The 24,621-nt window shown below is 72.7% G+C and carries 16 protein-coding genes and 1 tRNA gene; 4 read left to right on the top strand and 13 right to left on the bottom strand.

The annotated features are described in order from the left end of the window. Nucleotides 1-135 precede the first annotated feature (135 nt). The 3 genes from R2S09_RS05425 (at nt 136) to R2S09_RS05415 (ending at nt 7,400) form a co-directional block, all read left to right on the top strand. The gene (locus R2S09_RS05425) at nt 136-3,474 is read left to right on the top strand and encodes an ABC transporter permease (protein ID WP_316740007.1); all 3,339 of its coding nucleotides are present in this window, start codon (nt 136-138) and stop codon (nt 3,472-3,474) included. Next, nucleotides 3,467-6,253: an FtsX-like permease family protein gene (locus tag R2S09_RS05420; RefSeq protein WP_316740006.1), complete on the top strand. Its 2,787-nt coding sequence runs from the start codon at nt 3,467-3,469 to the stop codon at nt 6,251-6,253. The genes R2S09_RS05425 and R2S09_RS05420 overlap by 8 nt, the downstream gene beginning before the upstream one ends. Nucleotides 6,254-6,440: 187 nt before the next feature. Beyond that, a complete protein-coding gene (locus tag R2S09_RS05415; protein ID WP_316740005.1) occupies nt 6,441-7,400 on the top strand; it encodes an ABC transporter ATP-binding protein in 960 nt (319 codons plus the stop codon). 41 nt (nt 7,401-7,441) lie between these two features. Here the strand turns inward: R2S09_RS05415 and R2S09_RS05410 are convergent, their stop codons facing one another. The 8 genes from R2S09_RS05410 to R2S09_RS05375 all read right to left on the bottom strand — a co-directional run bounded on the left by R2S09_RS05410 (nt 7,442) and on the right by R2S09_RS05375 (nt 19,271). Continuing rightward, complete coding sequence (locus tag R2S09_RS05410; protein ID WP_306190104.1) at nt 7,442-8,155, bottom strand: hypothetical protein; 714 nt, start codon at nt 8,153-8,155, stop codon at nt 7,442-7,444. After that, the gene (locus R2S09_RS05405; RefSeq protein ID WP_306190102.1) at nt 8,152-8,586 is read right to left on the bottom strand and encodes a thioesterase family protein; all 435 of its coding nucleotides are present in this window, start codon (nt 8,584-8,586) and stop codon (nt 8,152-8,154) included. Before R2S09_RS05405 ends, R2S09_RS05410 begins: the two co-directional genes overlap by 4 nt. A gap of 8 nt (nt 8,587-8,594) precedes the next feature. Next, a complete protein-coding gene (ettA, locus tag R2S09_RS05400) occupies nt 8,595-10,259 on the bottom strand; it encodes an energy-dependent translational throttle protein EttA (RefSeq protein WP_306190101.1) in 1,665 nt (554 codons plus the stop codon). Between the two features lie 1,274 nt (nt 10,260-11,533). Next, nucleotides 11,534-12,838, bottom strand: coding sequence for an NUDIX hydrolase (locus R2S09_RS05395; protein ID WP_316740004.1), 1,305 nt, complete (start codon nt 12,836-12,838; stop codon nt 11,534-11,536). A 31-nt stretch (nt 12,839-12,869) separates the two neighbouring features. Continuing rightward, complete coding sequence (locus R2S09_RS05390) at nt 12,870-14,291, bottom strand: TQXA domain-containing protein (protein ID WP_399143919.1); 1,422 nt, start codon at nt 14,289-14,291, stop codon at nt 12,870-12,872. 308 nt (nt 14,292-14,599) lie between these two features. Next, complete coding sequence (locus R2S09_RS05385; protein WP_306189983.1) at nt 14,600-15,127, bottom strand: single-stranded DNA-binding protein; 528 nt, start codon at nt 15,125-15,127, stop codon at nt 14,600-14,602. 232 nt (nt 15,128-15,359) lie between these two features. Further along, nucleotides 15,360-17,213 (bottom strand): YfjP family GTPase, encoded by a 1,854-nt coding sequence (locus tag R2S09_RS05380; protein ID WP_316740003.1) that lies wholly within the window; start codon nt 17,211-17,213, stop codon nt 15,360-15,362. A 435-nt stretch (nt 17,214-17,648) separates the two neighbouring features. Continuing rightward, on the bottom strand, nt 17,649-19,271 hold the full coding sequence (locus tag R2S09_RS05375) for a dynamin family protein (protein WP_316740002.1): 1,623 nt from the start codon (nt 19,269-19,271) through the stop codon (nt 17,649-17,651). 320 nt (nt 19,272-19,591) lie between these two features. Here R2S09_RS05375 and R2S09_RS05370 point away from each other — a divergent pair. Next, nucleotides 19,592-19,664 (top strand) — tRNA-Arg (locus R2S09_RS05370). A 181-nt stretch (nt 19,665-19,845) separates the two neighbouring features. Here R2S09_RS05370 and R2S09_RS05365 read toward each other — a convergent pair. From R2S09_RS05365 to R2S09_RS05345, 5 genes are read right to left on the bottom strand one after another with little or no spacing between them, the layout of a single operon-like run. Continuing rightward, nucleotides 19,846-21,246: a site-specific integrase gene (locus R2S09_RS05365; protein ID WP_316740001.1), complete on the bottom strand. Its 1,401-nt coding sequence runs from the start codon at nt 21,244-21,246 to the stop codon at nt 19,846-19,848. Next, nucleotides 21,246-21,443, bottom strand: a complete 198-nt coding sequence (locus R2S09_RS05360) for a helix-turn-helix domain-containing protein (protein ID WP_316740000.1) — start codon at nt 21,441-21,443, stop codon at nt 21,246-21,248. The genes R2S09_RS05365 and R2S09_RS05360 overlap by 1 nt, the downstream gene beginning before the upstream one ends. Beyond that, nucleotides 21,440-22,819: a replication initiator protein RepSA gene (gene repSA / locus R2S09_RS05355; RefSeq protein ID WP_316739999.1), complete on the bottom strand. Its 1,380-nt coding sequence runs from the start codon at nt 22,817-22,819 to the stop codon at nt 21,440-21,442. Before repSA ends, R2S09_RS05360 begins: the two co-directional genes overlap by 4 nt. Continuing rightward, the gene (locus tag R2S09_RS05350; RefSeq protein WP_316739998.1) at nt 22,816-23,058 is read right to left on the bottom strand and encodes a hypothetical protein; all 243 of its coding nucleotides are present in this window, start codon (nt 23,056-23,058) and stop codon (nt 22,816-22,818) included. Before R2S09_RS05350 ends, repSA begins: the two co-directional genes overlap by 4 nt. Further along, nucleotides 23,055-24,614, bottom strand: coding sequence for a DNA cytosine methyltransferase (locus R2S09_RS05345; RefSeq protein ID WP_316739997.1), 1,560 nt, complete (start codon nt 24,612-24,614; stop codon nt 23,055-23,057). The genes R2S09_RS05350 and R2S09_RS05345 overlap by 4 nt, the downstream gene beginning before the upstream one ends. Nucleotides 24,615-24,621: the final 7 nt, after the last annotated feature.

Here is a 24,621-nt window from a genome sequence, read left to right as displayed (position 1 = left end):
GGCCCGAATTCCGGTCATCCGGCGCCGCATTCCGGTCACGATCCGATCAAGCTGGGGCTACAAGCGCTTACCCGAGGCCCCGCACCTCTGACAGCATCACCCGGAGGTGGTCTGGACAACCGCGGGGGGAGCCGGGTGGCGGGGTTCACGGGATTCGTCCTGCTGCGGGCGCGCGCGCACCGGCTGCTGCTGGCCGCCGCGCTGCTCACGGTCCTGCTCACCACGGCCGTGCTGGCGACACTCACCGCCTACTCCGGCGCGATCGGCGACGCCGCGCTGCGCCACTCGCTGCGCGATCCCCGGGACGCGGCCGGCACCACCCTGGTCGTCAAGGCCGACGTACCGCCCGCCGGACGCCCGGCCGCCGACGCCGCCGTACGCGAGCGGGCCCGTACGGCGTTCGACGGACTGCCGGTGACCGTGCGCACCCTGACACGGTCCGGCCCGTACGCCCTCCCCCGCTCGCTGCAACCCGCCGCGGACCGCTCCGGAGACCCGGATCTGACATACTTCGCGGCCCTCGACCCCGCCGAGGTACGGCTCGTCTCCGGGCGCCTCCCGCAGGGCACGGGGCAGGGCGCGGCGGCGACGGACCTGGAGGCCGCGCTGCCCGAGACCGCCGCGCGGCGCCTGGGTCTGCGGCCGGGCGCCCGGCTCACCCTGACCGACCGGCTCGGCGGTGCGAAGGCCCGTGTGACGATCACCGGCCTGTACCGGCCCGCCCGCGCCGACGGAACGTACTGGCAGCTGGACGACCTCGGCGGGCGCGGTGTCCGCAAGGTCGACTTCACCACGTACGGCCCGCTGCTGGCCGACCCCGGCGTCCTCGCCGGCGGGAGAGTGAGCGCGGGCCAATCCGCCTGGCTGGCGTCGGCGGACTTCTCGGCGCTGACCACCGGACGGATCGGCGCGCTGCGCGGCGCGGTCCGCGAGGGCGCCGCGAGCCTGCGCAAGACCCCCGGACTGGGCGCCACCCCGGACGTGAGGACCGGGCTGCCCGGCGTGCTGGACCGGATCGACCGCTCGCTGCTCGTCGCCCGCTCGACCCTGCTGATCGCCGCGCTGCAACTGGCGCTGCTCGCGGGTTACGCGCTGCTGCTGGTGGCGCGGCTGCTGAGCAGCGAACGCGCCGGTGAGACGCGCCTGTTGCGGGCGCGTGGCGGCTCCCGGGCGCGGCTCGCCGGCCTCGCGGCCACGGAGGCGCTGCTGCTGGCCGTGCCCGCCGTGGCGTGCGCGCCGCTGCTGGCCGGGCCGTTGACCGGGCTGCTGGCGGAGCAGGGCCCGCTGGCCAGGATCGGACTGCGCCCGGACGTCTCGGCGACCGGGCGGCCCGGGGTGTGGCTGGTGACGGCGGGGGTGGCGCTGGGCTGCGCGCTGGCGGTGACGCTGCCCGCGCTGACGTCGTCGTTCGCGGTGCTCCGCCGGGCCCGGTCACTGCCCGCGCCGCTGCGCGCCGGAGCGGACGTCGGGCTGCTGGCGATCGCCGCCGTCGCCTACTGGCAGCTGAACCAGCAGTCCTCCGGCGCGGTCGGCGGCGACCGCACCGGGGCCCTCGGCATCGACCCGCTGCTCGTCACCGCGCCCGCGCTCGCCCTGCTGGCCGGCACGGTACTGACGCTGCGCCTGCTGCCGCCGGTGGCCCGGCTCGCCGAGCGGCGGGCGGCCGGCGGGCGCGGACTGCCGACCGCGCTGGCGGGCTGGCAGTTCAGCCGTCGCCCGATGCGCGGCGCGGGTCCGGTGCTGCTGCTCGTCCTGGCCATCGCGCTGGGCATGCTGGCGATCGGTCAGGGCGCCTCCTGGGACCGTTCGCAGGACGACCAGGCCGACTTCCTGGCCGGAGCGCCGGTGCGGGTGCTGGCCGCCGGGGAGGGCGGGCTGGGCCGCACCGAGAGCTACGCGGCCGTCCCGCACGTCCGGGCCGTCGCGCCCGCCGTGCGCACCACGCTCCCGCTGTCCGGCGACCGCACCGCGACCGTGCTCGCGCTGGACACCACGGGCGCCGCCGGCTCGGTGCTGATGCGCCGCGACCTGGCGTCCGAGCCGGTGCGGCCGCTGCTGGCACGGCTCACGCCCAGGACCGCGACGGCCGGACTGAAGCTGCCCGCGGGCACGGGCCGGCTGCGGCTGACGGCCGCCCTCCACAGCTCGGCGAGCTCCGCGCCGGGGCGCACCGGAAGCCCGAGGGGTGCGCGCGCCGCGGCGGATTCGGTGGACCTGGCGGTCACCCTGGAGGACCGCTACGGCGTCCCGTACCGGATGCCGCTGAAGGCGCTGCCGACCGACGGCCGCGCCCACCGACTGGACCTGGCCCTGCCCGCCGCCGCGGGCCAGCTGACGCTGACCGGAATCGACCTGGGGCTCATCCAGCCCATCGACAAGGCCGAGCAGCACCGCCTCACCGTCTCGAAGGTGGAGGCCACCGGCGGCGACGGCAAGGCCAGGGCGCTGCGGCTGCCGACCGCCTGGACCGCGGCCCTGGACGGCACCGACGACGTGAGCGCCTCCCCCGACGGCAGCACCGCCCCGACCACGCCGCGGGTGACCTCGTCCGGCCCGCTGACCGTCTCCTACGGCACCGGCTACGTACCCCACGACGAGCCCTGGGTGCTGGGCTCGGTGTCCGTGCGGCTCCAGGTGACGCAGCCCGCGCAGCCGGAGATCACGGCCCTGGCGACCGACCGCTTCCTCACCGCCGCGGGCGCGCGCCCGGGCCAGCGCGTGGACGTGACCTTCGCCGGCCGGAACGTCCCGGTCCGGATCACCGGTTCGGTACGGGCGCTGCCGACCACGGCCATCGGTCCGAACCAGGGCGGCGCCCCGGACGCGGCACACGACGGCGGAGGCCTGCTGATGGACCTGCGGTCGGTGAACCGGCTGCTCCAGTCCCGCTACGGCGACAGCGCCGCGCCCACCGAGTGGTGGCTGCGCACGGACCCGCTCCGCGCGGCGGACGTCGCCGCCGGCCTGCGGGCCCTGCCCGACGTCGAACCGGCGCAGGTCGTCGTGCGCGACGAGACAGCCGACCAGCTGCGCGACGACCCGTTCGGCGCCGGGCCCGCGGCGGCGTTCACCGCCGCGGCCGTGATCGCGGCGGCGCTGGCCGCGGTCGGCTTCGCGGTGAGCGCGGCCGGGGCGCTGCGGGAGCGGGACGCCGAGTTCGCCGTGCTGCGGGCCCTGGGCGCCCCGCGCCGCCAGCTGGCCCGCATGCTCGCCGCCGAACAGGGTGTGCTGGTGGCCCTGGCACTGCTGGTCGGCGTGGCCCTGGGCGGCGTACTGACCCGGGCCGTCATCCCGCTGATCACGCTGACCGGGCAGGCCACGAAACCGGTGCCGGAGGTGCTGGTGGAACTGCCGGTCGCCCGGGTGGTGCTGCTGCTGGCGGCCGTCGCCGCCGCACCGCTGGTCGTCACGGCGGCGCTGACCCTGCGCCGGGCCGACCCGGCGGTGTCCCTTCGAGACCGCGGAGGTGAGTGAGCTGAACAGGATCGCTCCCTCCTGGGTCCGCGTGCGGCTGCGCACCGCGCCGGGTGCCGCCGCCGCCCTCGCCCTGCTGGTCGCGCTCACCGCGTGCCTGGCCGCCGCGTTCCCGCGGGCGCTCGACCGGTACGAGGACGCCGGCCTGGTCCGGGCCGCCGAGCAGGCCGCCCCGCGCCGCACCAACCTGACCGTGGTCGCCCCTCCGCCCGGCCTTCAGCGGCCGTCCCTGCAGCGGGAACAGGCGGTGCTCCCGCCGGCCCTTCAGCGCCAGTACGCCGACGTCCTCCGCGCCGTCGGACAGCCGCTCGTCGCCGACGCCGACCAGTCGTCGTACGGGGTGCAGACCAGCGAGGCCCTCCCCGTCCCCGACCGGTGGATACCCCGGCCCAACGGCATCCCCGCCAAGATGCGCCTGGTCGCGCAGAGCGGACTCGCCGCACATTCCTCGCTGCGCACCGGCCGGATGCCGCGCACGAGCGGCCACGTGACGGCCGAGACGGCCGAGGTGGAGGCCGCCGTGACCGTGGAGACGGCCAGGAGCCTGCACGTCAAGGTCGGTTCGGTCGTCCACGTGCCCGCCGTGTCCCGGCCGCCGCTCGCCGTCCGCGTCACCGGCATCGTCGAGCCGCGCGAGGCCTCCGGTGCCTACTGGTCCGCCCAGCCCCTGCTGCGCACCCCGAACCTGGCGCGCGTTCCCGGCGCGGGCGACCCCATGTACTACTGGCTCGGCGCCCTGCTCCTGCCGCCCGAGGCGGCGCCCGCCCTGCTGGCCACCGAAGGAAAACCGGTCCGCTACTGGCAGGTGGCCCCCGACACCGGCGCCCTGCACGCCCGCGACCTCGAAGGGCTGAAAGCGTCGGTCGCCGCCCTGGAGTCCGGCCCGGGCCTCGGACAGGTGCGCGAGGCCACCGATCCGGCCACGCAGGTGAGTACCGAACTCGACGACGTGCTCGCCGGCTACGACCGGCTCAGCTCGGGCATCGGCCCGCTGGTGGCGGTGGCCGCGTTCGGCAGCGCGGCGGTCGCCGGCGTCGTCCTGCTGATGGCCGGCGGTCTCGCCGCCGACCGCCGCCGCGCCGAACTCGCCCTGCTGCGCGCCCGCGGTGCCTCCCTGCGCGGCCTGTCCGGGCGGCTGCTGGCGGAGACGGCCGTGGTCGCCGTGCCCGCCGGGACGGCCGGACTCGCCGCGGCCCTGTTCGCCTTCCCCGGGGCCCGCCGCCTGCCCGCGGTCCTCGCGGCCGGCGCGGTCACCGCCGTGGCCTGCGCGGCGCTGCCCCTGCGGGCGGCGGTCGCGCACCGCGCGGTCCGCGTCCACGGCCCGCGCGAGGACACGGTGTCGGTACGTCCCTCCCGGCGCCGTACGGTCGCCGAGCTCACGCTGCTGGTGATCGCGGCCGGAGCGGTGGAGGCGCTGCGCCGCAGGGGCCTGACCGGCGGAGCGGGTGCGTCGGCGGCGTCCGGCGGTGCGGGGGGTGCCGGGTCGGGCACGTCCGGGGACCAACTGGTGTCGCTGGCCCCGGTGCTGGTGGGTGTGATCGCGGCCCTGGTCCTGGTCCGCCTGTATCCGTTGCCGCTGCGCTGGCTGACCCGCCCGGCGGGCCGGCTGCGCGGGGCGGTGGGCCATCTGTCGCTGGCCCGGGCGGGCCGTACCTCCGTCTCCGCGGTGCTGCCCCTGCTGGCGCTGCTGACCGCGCTCACCACGGCCGCCTTCGGCGGCTCGGTGCTGGCGGGGGTCGCCGACGCCCGTGACCACGCGGCCCTGCTCACCGTGGGCGCGGACGCCCGCATCGAGTCGATCGGCGCGTTGCCGGACGGGCTGGCCGGCACGGTCCGCCGGGCACCGGGGGTCGACGGCCTGGCCGAAGTGAGCGCCAACTACCAGGCCAGGGCGGGCGCCAACCTGACCTCGGTGACCGTCGCGGGCGTCGTCCCCGCCGACTACGCGGCCCTGTCCCGCCGTACCGGGCTCGGCGCGTTCCCGCAGGAGCGGCTGAGGCGGCCGACCGACGGCGGCCGGACCCCGCTGCCGGCGCTGGCCTCCCCGTCGGTCGCCAGGACCTACGGCACACGGCCCTTCCCGCTCCGGCTGGACGACAGCACCACTGTCACCGTCCGGATCACCCTGGTCCGGGACCGCACCCCGGCCGTGGTCGGCACCGACTTCCTGATCGTGGACCGGGCCGGGATGAGCCGCGAGGCGGCCCGCACCACTGCGCTGCTGGTGACCGGCGGCCATCCGGACGCGGACGCCCTGCGCCGGGCGGCCGGCAAGGACGCGACCGTGCAGCTGCGGTCCGCCGAGCGGGCCCGGTACGTCGACTCGCCCCTGCAGTCCGGCGCCGAGCGCATCTACACGGCGGCCGTCGCGGCCGGCGCCGGCTACGCGGTGCTGGCGCTGCTCCTCGCGCTGCTGCGCGCCGCCCCCGAGCGCGCGGCCCTCCTCGCCCGTCTGCGCACGATGGGCCTCACCCGCGCCCAGGGCCGGCGTCTGCTCGTGCTGGAGTCCCTTCCGCAGGCCCTGCTCGCCGCGGCGGGCGGCACGCTGACGGGCTGGGCCACCATCCGGCTGCTCTCCCCCGGCATCGACCTGACCGGCATCGCCCTGCCGTCGAGCGCGGCCTCCGTCGGCCAGAACGCGCTGCGGACCGATCCGCTGTCGCTGGTCCTCCCGGCGGTGGCGGTGCTGCTGCTGGCGGTCGCCGTCGCCGTCGTGCAGGCATGGTGGACGTCCCGCCGGGGCTCGGTACGGGAGTTGCGGGCGGGGGACGCGAGATGAGCCCGCTGGAACACCTTGGCCGCGACCGCCGCCTCATCCGCCCGGTCCGCTGTGGTCACCGTAGCCGCCCGGCCCTCTGTGGCCACCGTAGCCGCCCGGTCCGCCGCAGCCGCCCCGGCCCCCAGGACCGGCGCAGCCGCCCTGACCGCCGTAGCCGTAGCCGTAGCCCTCGTGCAGGAGCTTCCCGATGACGACGCAACCCACCCTCGCCGATCTGGCCCGGCGCGCCACCGCGGACCGCACCCGGCCCGCCTACGGCCACGACGCCCTGATCAGCTGCGACCGCCTGGTCCGGATCTTCTCCGCGGACGGAGTGGAGGTGCAGGCGCTCCAGGGGCTGGACCTCCTGGTCCGCGAGGGTGAGCTCATGGCCCTCGTCGGCGCCTCCGGCAGCGGCAAGTCCACCCTCATGAACATCCTCGCCGGCCTGGACACCCCCACCGCCGGCGCGGCCCGGGTCGCGGACCACGACCTGCTCGCCATGACCGCGAAGGACCGGCTGCGCTACCGCCGCGAGGTCGTCGGTTTCGTCTGGCAGCAGACCTCCGGCAACCTGCTGCCGTATCTGACCGCCGCGCAGAACGTCACCCTGCCCATGCAGTTGTCCGGGGCCCTGGGACGCGGCCGCCGCGCCAAGGCCGAACGCGCACTGGAACTGCTGGAGATGCTGGACGTCGGCGACTGCCGTGACCGGCGCCCCCACCAGATGTCCGGCGGTCAGCAGCAGCGCGTCGCGATCGCGGTGGCCCTGGCCAACAACCCGGCGGTGCTGCTCGCCGACGAGCCCACCGGCGAACTGGACTCCCACACCGGCGAGCAGATCTTCGCCGCCTTCCGCACGGCCAACGAGCAGCTGGGCACCACCATCGTGATCGTCACCCACGACCAGGCGGTGGCCGGCGAGGTCCGCCGCACCGTCGCCATCCGTGACGGACGCACGTCCACGGAGGTGCTGCGCCGCAGCGAGGTGGACGCGGCGACCGGTGACGAGCGGCTGGTGAGCCGCGAGTACGCCATGCTGGACCGCGCCGGCCGCCTCCAGCTGCCCGCCGAGTACACCCAGGCCCTCGGCATGCGCGACCGGGTGGCGCTGGAACTGGAGCAGGACCACATCGCCGTGTGGCCGGACGACAGCGCGAGCGGCTGACCCGAGGCTTCACCTGTGGGGCCACAGCCGACCGGGAGGGTTCAGCGGACGCTGACGCCCAGGGTGCCGAGGCCCGCCTGCCGTACGGCGATCGACCCGTACGGAGTGCGCAGACGGAGCCAGGCGCCCGAGGAGAACAGCGCGAGACCGCCCTCGGTTCCGGCGCCGCCCTCCGCCTCGGCCTCGGCTGCGGCCGACGCGGGGCGCAGGAAGCCCAGTGACTGCGCCGCGTGCACGGCCCGCACCGGCAGCCGGGTCCGGCCGACCGTCCGGGACCAGATCTCCCGCCCGATCCGGTCGAGCTCGCCGCGCGTACGCAGCTCGGGCGCCAACTCCTGCGTACGGGAGCGGAACTCGGCGACGGCGGCGGTCACCAGGGAACGCAGGGAGCCCACCGGGGGCAGTCCCGGCTCCGGTCGCCAGCCGCCGCGCGGCGGCAGCACGCCCGCCCACGGCGGCCCGGTCACCGAGGCGGGCACGGCGGCCGTGGCCGCCGACTCGTCGACCGACTCCAGGAGTTCACCCGCGGAGACGGTCACGTCGAGGGTGATGTCCAGCCCCTTCTCGTAGGGCTTGGCCAGACGCACCGCGCGTACCGCCAGCACCTCGAAGGACGCCGGCCGTCCGAACACCGCCAGCGCCGTTCCGGCCGCCTGCAGGCGCACGGCCGCGGCGCGGTCGTAGTGGAGCAGCCGGGAGAGGAAGGCGGCGAGGTCCGCCGCCTCCGTCTCGTCGGCGAGGTGAAGCACCGTCATGCGGCGACGGCCTCCTCCTCTGACTCGTCCGCGCGGTCCTCGGCCCCGTCCATGTACTCCTGGAGGAACGCCCGCTCCTCCGCGGTGATCCGGCGCGGCCGCTGGGCCTCGAAGTCGAACGGCACGATCACCGTCGACGCCCGGACGTAGATCTGGTCGCCGTCCTTGACCTCGTAGCCGAGGGTGAAGGAGGCCGCCCTGACCTCCGTCACCCACAGCTCGATGTCCACCGGCTCGTGCCGGTGGACGAGCTGCCGCTTGTAGTCGATCTCGTGGCGCGCCACCACGGACCCCTGCTGGAAATCCTTGTCCGGGCGGAACAGGAAGTCGATACGGGCCTCCTCCAGATAGCGGAGGAACACCACGTTGTTGACGTGGCCGTACGCGTCCATGTCCGCCCAGCGCAGCGGGCAGCGGTATGTGTGGCGCATCTGCTGGATCAGCCCCGGGTCAGCTTCTTGTAGGTGGCCCGGTGCGGACGCGCGGCGTCCGGTCCCAGCCGCTCGATCTTGTTCTTCTCGTACGACTCGAAGTTGCCCTCGAACCAGAACCACCTGGAGTCGCCCTCGTAGGCCAGGATGTGGGTGGCCACGCGGTCGAGGAACCAGCGGTCGTGGGAGACGACCACGGCGCAGCCCGGGAAGTCCAGCAGCGCGTTCTCCAGGCTGGAGAGCGTCTCGACGTCGAGGTCGTTGGTGGGCTCGTCGAGGAGCAGCAGGTTGCCGCCCTGCTTCAGGGTGAGGGCGAGGTTCAGCCGGTTGCGCTCACCGCCGGAGAGGATGCCCGCCGGCTTCTGCTGGTCCGGGCCCTTGAACCCGAAGGCGGAGACGTACGCCCGGGACGGCATCTCGACCTGGCCGACGTTGATGTAGTCGAGCCCGTCGGACACGACCTCCCACAGCGTCTTCTTGGGGTCGATGTTGGCGCGCCCCTGGTCGACGTAGGAGATCTTGACGGTCTCGCCGACCTTGATGTCGCCGGTGTCCGCCGACTCCAGGCCCTGGATCATCTTGAACAGGGTGGTCTTGCCGGCGCCGTTCGGGCCGATGACGCCCACGATGCCGTTGCGCGGCAGCGTGAAGGACAGGCCGTCCACGAGGATCTTCTCGCCGAAGGCCTTGTGCAGGTCGTTGACCTCGACGACGACGTTGCCCAGGCGCGGCCCCGGCGGGATCTGGATCTCCTCGAAGTCCAGCTTCCGCATCTTCTCGGCCTCGGCGGCCATCTCCTCGTACCGCGCGAGACGGGCCTTGGACTTGGCCTGGCGCCCCTTGGCGTTGGAGCGGACCCACTCCAGCTCTTCCTTGAGCCGCTTCTGCCGCTTGGCGTCCTTCTGGCCCTCGACCTTCAGACGGGCGGACTTGGTCTCCAGGTAGGTGGAGTAGTTGCCCTGGTAGGGGTAGGCGCGGCCGCGGTCGAGCTCGAGGATCCACTCGGCGACGTTGTCCAGGAAGTACCGGTCGTGGGTGATGGCCACGACGGTGCCCTCGTACTTGGCCAGGTGCTGCTCCAGCCAGTTCACCGACTCGGCGTCGAGGTGGTTGGTGGGCTCGTCCAGCAGCAGCAGGTCGGGCTGCTCCAGCAGCAGCTTGCACAGCGCGACACGGCGCCTCTCACCACCGGAGAGGTTGGTGACGGGCCAGTCGCCCGGGGGGCACCCGAGGGCGTCCATGGCCTGCTCGAGCTGGGCGTCGAGGTCCCAGGCGTTGGCGTGGTCGAGGTCCTCCTGGAGCTTGCCCATCTCGTCGAGCAGCGCGTCGGAGTAGTCGGTCGCCATCAGCTCGGCGATCTCGTTGAACCGGTCGAGCTTGCCCTTGATCCCGGCGACGCCCTCCTGGACGTTCTCCAGGACCGTCTTCTCCTCGTTCAGCGGGGGCTCCTGCAGCAGGATGCCGACGCTGTAGCCGGGCGACAGGAACGCGTCACCGTTGGACGGCTGCTCCAACCCCGCCATGATCTTCAGCACGGTCGACTTACCGGCACCGTTCGGGCCGACGACGCCGATCTTGGCACCCGGAAGGAAGCTCAGGGTGACGTCGTCGAGGATCACCTTGTCGCCGTGCGCCTTGCGCGCCTTGCGCATGGTGTAAATGAACTCAGCCAAGAGAAACCGTCCGGCAGCTTGAATCTGGCAGTGGGCAGATACATCCCATCTTGCCTGACCGCCACCCCGTAGCGGAAACCAGTAAGGCCGGAGGCCCGTGACCTGGGGTTTCGCTGGTGGGGGGCTGCGGCTCGCCTGTCACTGTCGGTCGCCGTTGGTCGGCCTCGGGGAGCCTCGGACGGCCCAGGGACGGCCCAGCGCGGGTTCTGATTGACACCGGCGGACGTGACCAGGCTGACCTCTTGGCCGTGGCAAGCCGTCGGTGATCCTCAAGCAGAGTGTTTCCACGGAAGCGAGGGAAGGAGTCCCATCGGGAGGGAGGACAGGAGACAACCGTGACCGTCCTCGCGATCTTTCTCCTCATCATCGGGACACTCTTGGTTCTGATTGGGGCGCTTCTGGTCCTTATCGGGACGTTTCTGATCGCTATCGGGGTGGCCTTGACCCTCGTAGGGGTCGCCTTGATCGCCGTAGGCACGTTCTTGCTGATCCGGAGACTTCTCGGCCGTGATCGAACACGATCTCACTTCCGGTGAACCCGAGGGCAGCTCCTCAGCACAGCCACAACTGATCACCGGCGGCCGTGACCTGCCGCCGCCTAATCGATCACTGCTGTGACTCGCTACCGAGCTGTCGGCACCTGTCGACGTCGGTCACCATTGAGCGCCCTTCCACGGCCCGAAGACGGCTCGGGAGGGCGCTCGGCGTTGGGAGGGAGATTCTGCCCCCTGGCGGGGGCTTCGCTTCCCAGCGGCTGGTCAGGCGCTTAGAAGGCGCACTTCTGGTTTGCCCGCAGTGGTCCACCGACCTGGGCAGTTGTACGGACTTGAGCAGCCTCGCATGCCGACTTCGACACGCATTCGACTGGCCTTTTTCGCGTGCGGCCAAGCCGGTGGCAGTGCACACTTCTTCGCCGTGGAGATCATCAAGGGCGAGCTTCGGCGTCTGCGGTCCGGTCTCGGAGCTGATGACAGTCAGCAGAGGCCGTTTCTCGTGCGGGTCCGGTTCACCGCCGAGAATCCGGCACGGGTCATCGCTGATGCCCGTGCCGTGCTGACGTCTGTGGTCGAGCGGACGGATGACTGGCCCGCCTTCGAGCGGTGGTCGGAGCTGCTGCCGGCGGGGTTCGTGCAGCGGTGTGCACCGGAGCACGCGGAGTCGGGGGCTGGCCTGTCATTCGACGCCCAGGCCTGGCTCCGGAAGTGGCAGGCGATGACGCCTGAGCAGAAGGCGGACTTCAGTCAAGGGCCTTGGACGCTGTCCGGCTGGCTCTACTACTTCGACCCAACCGACGAGGGCATGGGCGACGACCGCAGCTGGTGGTGGTGGGAGGCGGGGTCAGACGAGCCGGGCAGCGGCTGGGTTGAGGTAGCCACCAACGGTTGGCCATTCGGCAGCGGTTCGCTGTCTTGGCTGATCGAGGCCAGCGGTGGCAGGGATCTCACGTATGGCGACTGAGCGTCGGCAACGCCGTTCGGCTGCTGGCCATGCTCCAGGTAGATCGGTGCTGCTCCTGACGATCGGGCCTCGATGGCGGCAAGGATCCGTCGCGCCAGGCGCGGAATCGTCCGCTCGGCCACCTCGTCGGGGGCCAGGAACGCGAAGCTCTTCAGCTCGTCGGCCTGCAAGGTCATTCCGGCCAGAGTCTCCGGCGGGAGCTGGCCGCCGTCGAAGAGGTACAGCACCTTGTCACCCTCGGTGTCGTTCGGGGCCCAGTCGACGGCCAGCAAGCGCACCAGCGGAGGAGTGATGCCCAGCTCTTCCCTCACCTCACGGATGGCGGCTTGGAGTGGCGACTCTCCCATCTCGACGTAGCCGCCGGGGATGTCCCAGTGGTCGTTGTAGGTGGGCCGCACCATGAGAACGCGCCCGCCGGCATCAAAGAAAAGCGCGCCCGCGGCCATGCGTGGATGCGCCATCTTCGCTTCGTGCTCGCTCGCTGCCATGTGGCCGAGCGTAGCTACCTCAGACGACATGTAGCCGGTCGGCGAGCTCCGCCATCTCCGGCTGGGTCGGCCGCGCTGGTTCCGCACCCAGGTGAGGACCGGATCATGAGCGAGGTAGTGGCTCCGGGCCTGCTCCGGCGCCCACTGCTCGGCTTCGAGGATCATCGACAGGGCGTCGCCGGTCCGGTTGCGCGCGCTGAGTGCTCGGGCCACTTCGAGGTTGTGGCGGGTTCGCCGCTCGATCGGTAGTCCGCTGGTATCGATCTGCGGGCCAAAATCCATGGCGACCTGCATGTCCCCCAGTTCCGCCACCGTGGCGACCCGGTGGATGGCGACGTTCGTGGGTCCGAATGCGGTCCACATGTGGTTGGCGTCCCGCCCGAGCCGGTGTGCTGCCTGGTCCGCCTCGGCGAGGAATGCGCGAGTGGTGGCGCGGTCGTCGGCGCGCGCGGCTGCCATGGATCCGGCGAGGAAGAGTGTTCCGTAGATCCACAGGAATTCCGCGCTGGCGTCCCGGAGTGCCGGGGGGAGGTAGTCGGCTGCGTCGCTGACCAGCTGCACAGCGCCGTCGACCCATCCGTTGGACAAGAGGCAGTGCGCCACAGAGCGGAAGAGCGACCCGGTCACGACCATGTTGGCAAGGTTCGTCGGCCTCGGGTCCGGCTCAGTTCCGGGAGGTCCTGTTCTTGTGGACGATGCTCAGCACCGTGGCGCCCAGGACCAGAAGGCTGAGGCCGATGGCGGCGAGCAGGGGGGTGGTGTCGGTGCCGCCGGTGTCCGCCAGGTCGGTGCCGCCGGAGCCGCCGCCGGCCGTGACCGGGCTCGGTTCGCTGAGGGTCTGGGCGGCCAGGCCCGCCTCGCTGCCCTGGGTGTGGCAGTCGAGGACGCCGGTGAAGCGCTGTCCGCGACCGCTGGGGCCCTTGATCGTGAAGTCGTAGGCCTGGTCCTCCTGCAGGGGGATCGTGAGCATCCGGGTCGTGCGCGCGGCGACGGTGTGCTGGGCGCCCATCAGGTCGAAGGTGAACGGCTCGGTGCCCTTGTTGGCCACCTTGATGTCCAGGCCGCCCTTGGCGCAGTCCTTCGCCGCGGACAGGGCGGGTATCGCGCCCCCGTCGGCCCAGGTGGCGGTCGTGGTCGCGGCGACCGTGGACTCGCTGGAGCCGGCCAGGACCTGTGTCTGGCTGCGGCTGTCGGAGGCGAAGGCCCGTCCGACCGGCACGGTTGTGGAGGCCTGGACGGTCAGCTCGGCCGTGCCCGACGCGGGGGATACGCCGTCGGAGGTGTCCTTGGGGATGTCGAAGAACAGGCGGGTGCCGTCCTTGGCGGCCGTGACCGGCTTGCCGTGCCGGTCGACGATCCGTACGCCGGTGGCGGCCGCGTCCGCCGGGGGCGTCACCGTGACGCTGCTCGCGTCGGTGTGCACCGTCACCGGACCCAGCCGCTCGCCGGGGCGGCCGGAGACGGCGGGCGGGTCCAGGGTCAGCGAGGCCTGCGGTTCGGCCAGGTCGCGGGCGCTGTGCTGCAGGTAGTCCGCGAGCTTCTCGGCCTGGGGGTCGACGGCGTCGACGCGCGCGTTGTCGGAGTAGCGCCAGATGGCCACCTGGGTGCCGGCCGCCGCGTCCTGCTCGGTGAGGTTCTTCACCCCCGCTTTGGTGGCGAGCGCCGCCAGGTCGTTCACCTGCGGGTAGGAGTTCTGCAGGATCCAGCGGATCTTCCCGGCGTTCTTGTTGACGCCGAGCGAGGTGCCGCTCCAGGACGTCTCGTGGTACTTGGCGTCCTTCTGCGTGGCGTTGTGCAGGTCGACGCAGTACGTCTGCAGCGTGCCGCCGCCGTCCACGGACATCTCGAACAGGCCCGCGGGCACCTGGTGCTTCCCGGTCCCGTCACGGACGACGGCGGTGCCGTAGGTCTTCAGGCCGCCCATGGTGGCGGTGGCCCCGCCCTGGCTCTGCGGCATCCCGTCGGCGGCGGCCGGGCCGGCGGCGGTCAGCACACCGGCGGCGACGAGGCCGGACACCAGGGTCGCGGCGGCCAGACGGGCCACCCCTGGGCTGCGCGTGGACGGCGCAGCGTACGAAGCACACACAGAATTCCCCTCCGAGCAGGACCCGTTGACGTGGGGGGTACGGTCCCACCAGCAGAATCTCCGGGCTCACCGAGCCATGTCCGGCATCCTAAAGATCCCGTGCACCGCGGCTTGCTGTCAGATCGTCAGGTAACTGATCCGAATCGGAATCGTTATCGCCACCAACTGCCGGTGAACCGGGCCTGTCGGTACGTCAACCGGGACGTTGCCGAGCGCACTCACCGATAAGCCGCAGTTCGTCGAGTCACGTCCCGTCAGTCGTCAGTCGTCAGCCGTCCGCCGTCAGCACGCCTTGTCGGCACGTCCCGTCACGTCACCGCCGCCGGTTCGCGCCGCTGTGGGGCGTTCTCCGCCTCGGTGCTCGCGTCCCCGGGCGATTCCACGGGCGGCGCGGTGTCATGGCCCGTCTCCGGGGTCCTGACAGGGGTCTCCCAGTTCGGCTCGGGCTGTGCGGGCGGGGTGGGTGCTGCCGGCTCGGGCCTGCCGGTGCGCCGGAAGGCCGAGGTGCCCCGCGCCAGGTCGTGGCCGATCGCGACTGCGTCGATGTCCGCCCAGGCGCGGGTGTTGCCGTCCCGCGAGTCCGTGCGCACCTTCAGCCGGCCCTGCACGACGACGGGATCGCCGACGCTCAGCGACGCCATCGCGTTCGCGGCGAGCTGCCGGTTGGCCCACACCGTGAAGAAGTTGGTGTGCCCGTCCGTCCAGGCGTTCTTCTCGCGGTCCCAGTAGCGCGCGGTCACCGCCAGGCGGAACCTCGCGGACATCCCCGTCCCCGGGTCCCGGTACATCGGCTGCGTCGCCACGTTGCCCACCGCGCAGATCATCGTCTCGTTCATCGGTGCTTCCCTCCCTCACCCGGCCGCCGCGGCCGGGCGGACACGCGTACGGGCCCGTCCCGTACGGCTGCGTCTGCCGCGCCGACCGCGTCCGTCGCGATCGCCGCGGAACCAGACTGCCTCCGCCGGGACGAGCCCGCTGGGCCCTGTGGACCACCCCCCGCCTGTGGAAAACTCCCTCACCCGGACGGGTGACCTTCACCCCCCGCCGGACTCCATGCCCGCCCCGGGCTCACCCTCCTCCCGCCCCTGTGACCCGCGCGTACTGCTCGCGCACCTCCCGGTAGCGCAGCAGCTCCGCCGCCACCGGATCGAGCACCCGGGCCCGGCCGCATCCCGCCGCCGCATCCCGGAGGCGGCGCTCCGCGTCCTGGCCGTACCGCCGGGCCGGTCCGCGTGCCGCGATGCGGCAGCTCAGTTCCACGAGCGGTCCGCCGATGATGCCGGCGATCATCAGCAGGACCGGCACCCCCAGGTTCGGCGCCATGGCGCCCACGATCTGGCCGACCAGCCACAGCCCTCCGACGACCTGGAGGATCGTCATCGACGCCTGCGCCAGGACCGCCGCCGGCCACCAGCCCGGCCGCGGCGGCCGTCCGGGTGGCAGCCCGGCCCGCGCCGCCAGGTCGTCCAGCGCCTCCGGCAACCCCTGCGCCCCGCGTACGGCGGCCTCGCGCACCGCCTGCGCCCAGGGCGCCGGCAGGCCTGCCGAGGCCCGGTCGGCCACCGTACGCACCGCTTGTTCCACGCGTTGCCGCGCGGTCGCCTCCTCGTCGGGCTGTGTACGCACGGGCAGCCGGCCGGTGGGAGGTTCGCGCCGGTCCTGGTGCCAGCGCCACAGCCGCAGCCACGGCGTCCCGCACGCACGGCCCGCGTTGCGCAGCCAGGCACGTTCGGCGGCCTCGCCCGCGGCGACCGCGCCCACCGCGTCCGCCAGCCGGGCCGCGAACTCCTCGCGCGCCTCCTCGCTCAGGCCGGCCCGCCGCCGTGTGGCGTAGACGGGCCGCAGGCGGGTCGCCGCCGCGTCCACGTCGGCCGAGATGCGCCGCACCGCCGCCCCGCGCTCGGCCACGAACTCGCCGAGCGCCTCACGCAGTTCGCCGACGCCGTCGCCGGTGAGCGCGGACAGCGCGAGCACGGTCGCGCCCGGTTCGCCGTACTCCCCGAGCGCGATCCCGTCCTCGTCGAGCAGCCGGCGCAGGTCGTCGAGGACCTGGTCGGCGGCCTCGCCGGGCAGCCGGTCGACCTGGTTGAGGACGACGAACATGATCTCCGCGTGGCCGGCCATGGGCCGCAGATAGCGCTCGTGGAGCACGGCGTCGGCGTACTTCTCCGGGTCGACGACCCAGATGACCGCGTCGACCAGTCCGAGGATGCGGTCCACGTGTTCACGGTGCTGCACGGCGGCCGAGTCGTGGTCGGGCAGGTCGACCAGGACCAGTCCGCGCAGCTGCGGGTCGGCGTCGGTGCCCTGCAGGGGGCGCCTGCGCAGCCGTCCCGGGATGCCCAGCCGGTCGATGAGGCTCGCGGCGCCGTCGCTCCAGCTGCACGCGATGGGCGCGGCCGTGGTCGGCCGGCGTACGCCGGTCTCCGAGATGGCCACGCCGGCCAGGGCGTTGAACAGCTGGGACTTGCCGCTGCCCGTGGCGCCCGCGATGGCCACGACGGTGTGCTGCCCGGAGAGCCTGCGACGGGCCGCGGCCTCGTCGAGGACCCGGCCCGCCTCGGCGAGGGTACGGCTGTCCAGCCGGGTGCGGGACAGGCCGACCAGCTCGCGCAGCGCGTCCAGCCGCGACCGCAACGGTCCGTCGTAGGCGAGGGGCGGCACGGGCACGGTCCGCGCGGGCCGGGGATCCACGGGCACGAGCTCGGCGGCGCTGGTGCCGGTCTCGGTGACGCGGCGGGCGATCAGCCCGTCGTCCCATACGCCCTCGGACTCCGTAGGACCGCCTTCGGCCTCCGTAGGACCGCCTTCGGACTCCGTACGACCGCCCTCGGACTCCGTACGGCTCCGGGCTCCGCCGTCCTTCACACGCGCGTGGCCGCCGTCGTCGAGCACGCGCGCGTGCCGGTCGTCGTCCGCCACGCGGCTGCCCTGCCCCGAAACGGCCGGCGCAGTGCGGCCCGCGGCCACACCGGCCACACCGAACGCGTGCGCCACCTCGAGCTGCGCCGCCGCCCGATGCCTCCCGGCGCCCTCCGGACGTGGCGTGTTCTCGGGCTCAGGGACGGTCCGCGGCTCCGGAGCGACCCCTGAGCGAGACGCCGGACTGAGCCCGGAGGCCAGGACGGTCCCGTATTCGAGGCTGGTCCCGGCCTCCACACCACTCCCGATCCTCGGGGCGGCCCCAGCCTCACGCGTCTCCTCGGTTTCCACGGCAGTTTCCACGGCGTCCCGCGCCATCGCTCTCGCTCTCGCCCTGTCACCGTCCGCCGAGACCGCCGTACCCTCCGTTCGAACCGTGCCCTCCGTATGAGTGGTGCGTTCTCGTTGGTTCTGGTCAGTGACGGCGGTCACCGGTCACCTCTCCTTCAGCAGTACGGACAGCGCGGCAATGAGTTCGGCCTGGGGCTCGGGCTGTACTTCGAGGGCGTCGAGCGGGGCCAGCCGGCGCTCCCGCTCGGCGAGCATCACCCGGTCCAGGTACTCGGCGAGCAGTCGCCCAGCGCGGTCGCGCAGCCGCAGCGCGCCGTGGGCGCCGATCCGCTCCGCGAGTCCCTCGCCCGCGGACCGACCCCGGCGGCCCCCCAGCAGCCCGGTGGCGGCCAGCGCGGCGACGACCTCGGGATCCGGCGCGACGCTCCGGTCCAGCGCGCGCACCTCGTCGTCGGCGTGCTCCTCGAGCTCTCGGCGCCAGCGCCGGACGGCGAGCCCGATGCGGTGCTCGGCGCTCTCGACCGAGGTGTCGCGGTCGGCCAGGCTCGGGGTGCCCGCGGCCGGCTCACGGCGCCAGGCGTCGTCGATGCGCTCGTCGGCGGCGGTGACGGCGCACAGCAGCAGGGCGGCCAAGCTCTCCACGAGCGCGTCGAGCAGTTCGCCGGCGGCGCAGTCCAATGGGTAGGCGCGCCACCGTTTCAGGGCGTCCCCGGCGAGCACGGCTCCCGCCTGCAGCCGGCCCCGGACACGCGCGTACTCTCCGTCGTAGGCGCTGTCGACGGCAGCGGTGAGCCGCAGGGCGGCGGCGTACTGCGCGGCGGCGGCGCCGGCCAGCTCGGGCATCCGGACCTTGAGGGAGTCCAGCAGGCCGTGGGCGGTGCGGGACATCGCGTGCTGCCGGGCCGCGGGGTCCTCGGCGTGATGGACGAGCCAGGTGCGCAGCGGCGCCACGGCGGTGGCGGGCAGCAGCCCACCGCCCCAGGCCGACTCGGGCAGTTCCGGCACGGTGAACCGCGGTACGTCGCCGAGCCCTGCCTTGGTGAGCAGCGCCCCGTATTGCCGGGAGACCTCGGAGACGACCTGGTGCGGCACCCGGTCCAGGACGGTCACGAGCGTGGCGTCGTACTCCTTGGCGGTGCGCAGCAGGTGCCAGGGAACGGCGTCGGCGTACCGGGCGGCCGTGGTGACCATCACCCAGATGTCGGCAGCGCAGATCAGCTCGGCGGCCAGGGACCGGTTGTCGGCGATCAGGGAATCGATGTCGGGGGCGTCGAGGAGGGCGAGGCCTGGCGGTACGGTCTCGGCGGTCTCGACGCGCAGTACGCGCGAGGGATCCTCCTCGGGGGTCAGCGGTTCGTCCCCGGTCACGGAGGCGGCGGGGTCCTGGCGGGGCACCCACGCGCGCGAGAGGCCGGGCAGGATGCGCGTGCCGCTGAACCAGTGACGGTCATCCGGGTGGCACACCAGGACGGGGGTCCTGGTCGTCGGCCGCAGCACGCCCGCCTCGCTGACCCGTCTCCCGACCAGCGAGTTGACGAGAGTGGACTTCCCCGCGCCGGTCGAACCTCCCACGACGGCCAGCAGGGGCGCGTCGGGCTCCCGCAACCGGGGCACGAGGTAGTCGTCGAGCTGGGCGAGCAGTTCGTCGCGGTTGGCACGCGCGCGTGGTGCCCCGTCGAGAGGCAGTGGGAAGCGTGCGGCGGCGACGCGGTCGCGCAGGGCGGAGAGTGCTTCGAGCAGCTGAGGCCGTACGTCCAAGGTCACCACATGCGAAGAATGCCCAATTTTGGGGGATATCTGAAGCATATGAGCATGTCTGCGCGCCGACAGAACACAACGGACGGAAGGGACGACTGGGGTGAGGTCGCAGTCCAGGCATAACGAGTGCACAACACCCGGTGCGCGAGACGCCAAAAGCGGTGCACGATTCGTACCTGCCTGCGATTATCGGGACCGCTTCACCGAACCTCCACATCGAGCCACGGAGGCGAAGCAACAGGGACCAGGAGTCGGGAGCCCTATCCTTGTCCCCGGCGACGTCATGGATCAGCCCACCCCCGGGCACCACGACAGAGGCCACACACCAGGCCCCCGTAGCTCAGTGGATAGAGCAGGCGCCTTCTAAGCGCTTGGCCGCAGGTTCGAGTCCTGCCGGGGGCGCCCAGTCTCCGCCCTCCTTCGGGAGGGCATTTTTGCTGCTCAGAGCGGGTATAGCCGCACGCAGAAGTGCGCCGGACCCTCCCCTGGAGATCGTGGGGAGGGTCCGGCGCTGTCCGGCTGTCACCGGGTTTCTGCGGGTGGCCGTGTCGAATACGTGTCGAAGTTCTCGACCGGGGGAAGATCAGCCAACGCCCGGCGCCTCCGCCTCCGGGAGGTCGCCCGCGGCTTCCAGCCGCCTTTTGAGATCCGGCAGCTGCCCGTCGACACACCGGGCGTAGGTCGCCAGGAGCACGGCGACGCTGTTCCCGGCCCATTCGGCCACCTGGGCGGGCGGGATGCCGTCGTTGAGCCACTTCGTCAGGCGCGTGTTCCGGTTGTCGTAGACGCGGCGCCCGGTGGGCGAGTCGTAGACGTGTGGAGGCAGTACGGCCTTGCGCGCGCTGCGCCAGGCCCGGCGGATGACGGAGCCGGCGAGGATGCCACCGGTCTCCCCCTGGAAGAGGAGGTCACCCGGCTGGAGCTGTTCGTCCTCGATGTGTTGGCACAGGATGCGCGTCAGCGCCGGATGCCCCGGCACGGTGCGTGTTTCACCCTCCGCACGGCCTTTCAGGTCGCGTTGCTCGTGAATCTTCCCCGTGTCGGTCCACTGCTTTCCTACCTCCGGGGTCGCTGTGTGGATCAGCAGCTCGCACCACTGGTCTTCGGCGTCGGGCTCCGGCAGGGTGACGTCCTCCACGCGCATGGCTACGGCTTCCTCGGGCCGGGGGCCGCAGTAGTAGAGCGTGGCGAAGAAGGCATGGAGCCGCTTACCGCCGCGCGGCCGGCGCCGGATCCAATCGAGGATCGCCGCCGCCTGCTCGGGATTCAGCAAAGACCGCTTGTCCACAGCGTTCGTGGTCTTCGTGGCCGCCGTCGAATCCTTGCCCTTGGGCAGGGGGTTGGTCCGCAGGATGCGCCGCCGGATCGCGTACTTTATGGCGACGTTGAGGATCCGGCGGTTGCGCTTCCGGGACCAGGCCGCCGCCTGCTTGCCATCGAGGCGGGTGTCGATGGTTTGCAGGACCTGGTCGACCTTCTCGGGGTCCTCCCAGGCTGAGACGGGAAGGGAGTTCCGCTCGACCCACTTGAGGATGGCCACCACGTCTCGGGGAGCGTCCGGGCGCCGATTGGTGTTGAACGCCCATTCGCGAAGGGCCGTCCGCACAGCCGCGGGTGCGAACTGGGTGGGCTTGGCCCGCAGCAGCGCGATGGTGGTCGCCGTCATGGTCTTGGCTATGTTCTTGCGGCTGTTGCCGCCGAGTTGAGACCAGCGCGCATCCACGTACTCGACGGCGAACTTGTACCAGCTCATGGCAGCCGACTTGGAGCGATGGGACACCGGGAGGCCCGTGGCGACGACGAAGGCCTCGCCCTTGCCCGTGGCCCGGATGAGTTCGGAACGGAAGCCCTCGGCGAGCGCGACGGTGTTGAAGGGCTCGCGCCAGCGCTTGTCCGCGACCGTCCAACGCACGGTGTAGGTGGTCTTCCGGGCGCCCTTGTAGGTGAGGATCTTGTAGATCTTCACGTCGTACGTCGTCTCCATCAGGCGGCGTCCTCGCAGTCGTCGAGCCAGTGATCAAGGTCGCTCCGCCGGATCCGGAGGTCGCCGTTCGGGAGCTTGATGCAGCGAGGCGCACGACGCTTGGCCCGCCAGTCGTAGAAGGTCGACCGCGAGATGCTCAGCTCTTCGCACACCTCGGCGAGGGTGAGCATGCTGCGCGCTCCAGTGGCGGTGGTCATGATGTGCTCCCTTCGCTGAGCAGGGCTTCGCGGGCGGTTTCGCGGTTGATCTGGAGGTCGCGGGCGATGGTGGCGGCGAGGGCGGATTCGCCGGGGGTGTGGCCGTGGCCGGCGTACTGCCAGTCGGCGAGCACGAGGACGGTGTCCGGGTCGCGGTCGTCCAGGCCGCGGGCGGATGCTTCTTGGGCGGCGCGGTAGTCGGCGCGGGTCTGGCGCAGAGCGCCGAGGGTGGTGGAGTAGCGGCGGGACTTGGAGGAGAAGTGGCCGCGGAAGCCGAGCATGTGAGCCCAGGCCCACAGGCGCCGTTCCGGGTACAGCTCGTCCAGGTCGCGGCATGCGGTGATGAGGCGGCGGGCGTGGTCGGGGACGCCGTGGCGGTCGAGTTCGGAGAGTTCGCCGATGCGGCGGTCGAGGGTGCCGGTGTTCTCGGCGGCTTTGGTGGCGTATTTGGCGACGTAGGAGGCGACTGCCTGCTCGGTGAGGTCGGAGCCGTCACCGAAGGCCTTGACCGGTCGCACGTCGAGCTGTCGGCCCCACTGGAAGGTGCGGGTGGGCTGGTCCCCGGCGGCGGGCACGGTGATGGTGCTGTAGGTGTGGCGGGCGGCGGCGTGGATGGCCTCGGTCAGCAGGTTGGTACTGGCCCACGAGGGCGGCGGGGAGCCGGGGCCGTCCGGTCCGTCGAGGCGGATCACCGCGTGGAAGTGGACCGCGCCGCGCTTTTGGAACTCGGCGACCTTGCCGTAGGAGAGGCGGCAGGCGTCGGCGAGTTCCCGCTGGGACAGCCCGGCGCGGGCGGCGATCTCGCGGCGGAGCCGGTTGGCGAAGCGCACCCACAACTCGCCCGCGTGGTTGTTGAACAGGACCGTCCCGGCGTAGTCGTAGGTGGACGGGTCGAGGGCGGTGCCGAGGGCGGGGTCATCGGGGGTGTGGCGGGTGCCGCAGCGGCAAGCGCCCCGGTCGGGCCGGTTGTGGACCGGGCCGAAGGAGGGCGCGGTGAAGGTGGCGAACACCCGCGGGTGATCCCGGACAGTGGCAGGAATGTCCTTGTCGGGGTCCCCGGCGAGGCCGGCGCGCATGAGGCGGTAGGTGTCGCCCGCGTACATCCAGGCGCAGGAGGGGCAGCGGGAGGCCCGGCGGTTGCCGCAGGCGATGCGCAGTCGGCCGCCGGGCTCGCCCTCGGTGGTGTAGTGGTGGAGGGTCTGGCCGGTGGTCTTGTCCTTGTGGAGGACCCAGCCGCGCAGGTGGATGGGGTCGGCGCAGCCGCCGGTGCGGCGGATCTGGTCCTGCCAGCGGTCGAAGCCCGGTTCCCCGGCCACCCGGAGGATGTCCCTCAGGGTGGTCGGGTCCAGGCCCGCCAGGGTGGCGGTGTCGGTCATACGGCGCCCTCCGGAGTGGTCTGGCTGATCCGGTCCAGTGCTGTGGCGGCTTCGTCTGCGGCGCGGGCCAGGGCGCGCAGGGCGTCGACCGCGCTCGGTTCGGCGATCAGGGCGATGTCGACGAGCTCGCCGCCGATGCGGAGGCTGACGAAGGCGCCGCCGTCCGGGGTGGGGGCGAACAGGTGCACGCGGGTGGTGGTGTCCGCTTCCAGGTGGGCGGAGGTGGTGAGGGTCCTCACGCGGTCATCACCGCCTTGGGGGCGGGGGTGTCGGTTTCCCGGTCGAGGTCGGTGCCGGTGATGGCTTCGACCAGGGCGGAGACGAGGATTTCGGCGACGGGGGGTGTGACGGCGTTGCCGTACTGGCGGACCCGTTCGCGTTTGGTGCCGAGTACGCGGTAGGTGTCGGTGAAGGCCATGCCCCGGCCGATCTCGTAGGGCTCGAGCATCCGGAAGAGCACCTGGTCCAGGTCGACGTGTTCGCCGGTGGCCAGGCCGTAGCGGTCGTGGGTGGGCAGGGTGCCGAGGGGGGCGGTGACCGGGCGGGCGGTGCCGTTGCCGTAGTAGGGCACCAGGAGGCTGTCCCAGCGCACCGGCTGAGCCGGGGTGACCAGGCCATGGTGGTTCCCGGAGGCGGTCACGGTGGCCAGGGCGTGCAGGATGGGGCGGGCGTCGGAGTGGCCACCGCGGAGTTCGGCGATGAACGGCAGCCAGGCCAGGCCCGTCTCATTGCGCGCGGTCTGGGTGCGCAGCGGCTCCACGGCGGGTGCGGCCTGTTTGCCGTCGCGGCCCTCGACCGGGACCAGGAGCGGGGGGACGGCGAGCGCGTCGTTCTCCCGCGTGGTCCGGGTGGGCAGCGGCGCGGTGACGGGGGAGGGTTCGGTGCGCCAGGTTCCGCCGGCGGGCACGGTCACCGGGAGCGCGTAGCGGTCGAGTCCGGCACGGATGCGGGCCAGTGTCTTGGGCGAGAGCCCGTCGGGCCGGTCGCCGATCCTGGTCCCGGGGCGGTTCCAGTCGATGGCGACGGCCGCGGGCAGCACCATGGGTTCCACCACCGTGTTGCGGCAGGTGGCCCGGGGGCAGCGGTAGGCGTACTGCTGCCGGTAGCGGCCCATGTCCTTGCGGGGATTCTTGAACACCTGCACCGCCCTGACGTGCTGCTCGCACACCGGGCACCACGCTGTGGGGCGAAGCCATTTGTCCCAGTCCGGCGTGCGTCCCAGTGAGCGGTGCCAGTAGGCCAGGTAGAGGCGGTCACGGGACTGTGGCGCGTACGGGGTGCGGACCGGGCGGGCGTGCATGGAGTTCAGCGCGATCAGCCGCGTGTGGTAGCCGAGTTCGCGGATGGTGCCGCGCCAGGTGTGCCACAGGTCCCAGGCGCGCACGTCGATGACGTTCTCCACCACGCCGGCCAGGACGGGGCGGCCCTTGGCCTTGCAGGCTTCCAGGTAGCGGGGGACGTCCCACATCAGGGCGCGGGAGCGGTCGGCGGCCGGGTCGGGCAGGGTCTCGCCGAACAGGTCGGGTTGCTTGTCGAAGTCGCGTCGGCGGCCGCGGGCGTTCGACCACTGCGGGCACTCCGGGGAGGCCCAGAACACATCGGCGGCCGGGAAGCCGGCGACGTCCACGTCGTGCAGGTCGCCGCGGAAGTGGTCGGTGTCGGGGAAGTTCGCGCTGTGCGACTCGATCGCCCGCTGCCAGTGGTTGGCGGCCAGGACGGGACGGATACCGGGCACGAGGGAGGCCCCCCAGGAGGAGCCGCCCACCCCGGCGAAGAAGTCGACGTAGGTCAGCACGGTCCGC

The sequence above is a fragment of the Streptomyces sp. MK7 genome, from assembly GCF_032658145.1.
Lineage (GTDB): Bacteria > Actinomycetota > Actinomycetes > Streptomycetales > Streptomycetaceae > Streptomyces > Streptomyces spiralis.
The sequence above is the reverse complement of the archived record's forward strand: the minus strand, read 5'-3'. Positions and strand labels throughout refer to the sequence as shown.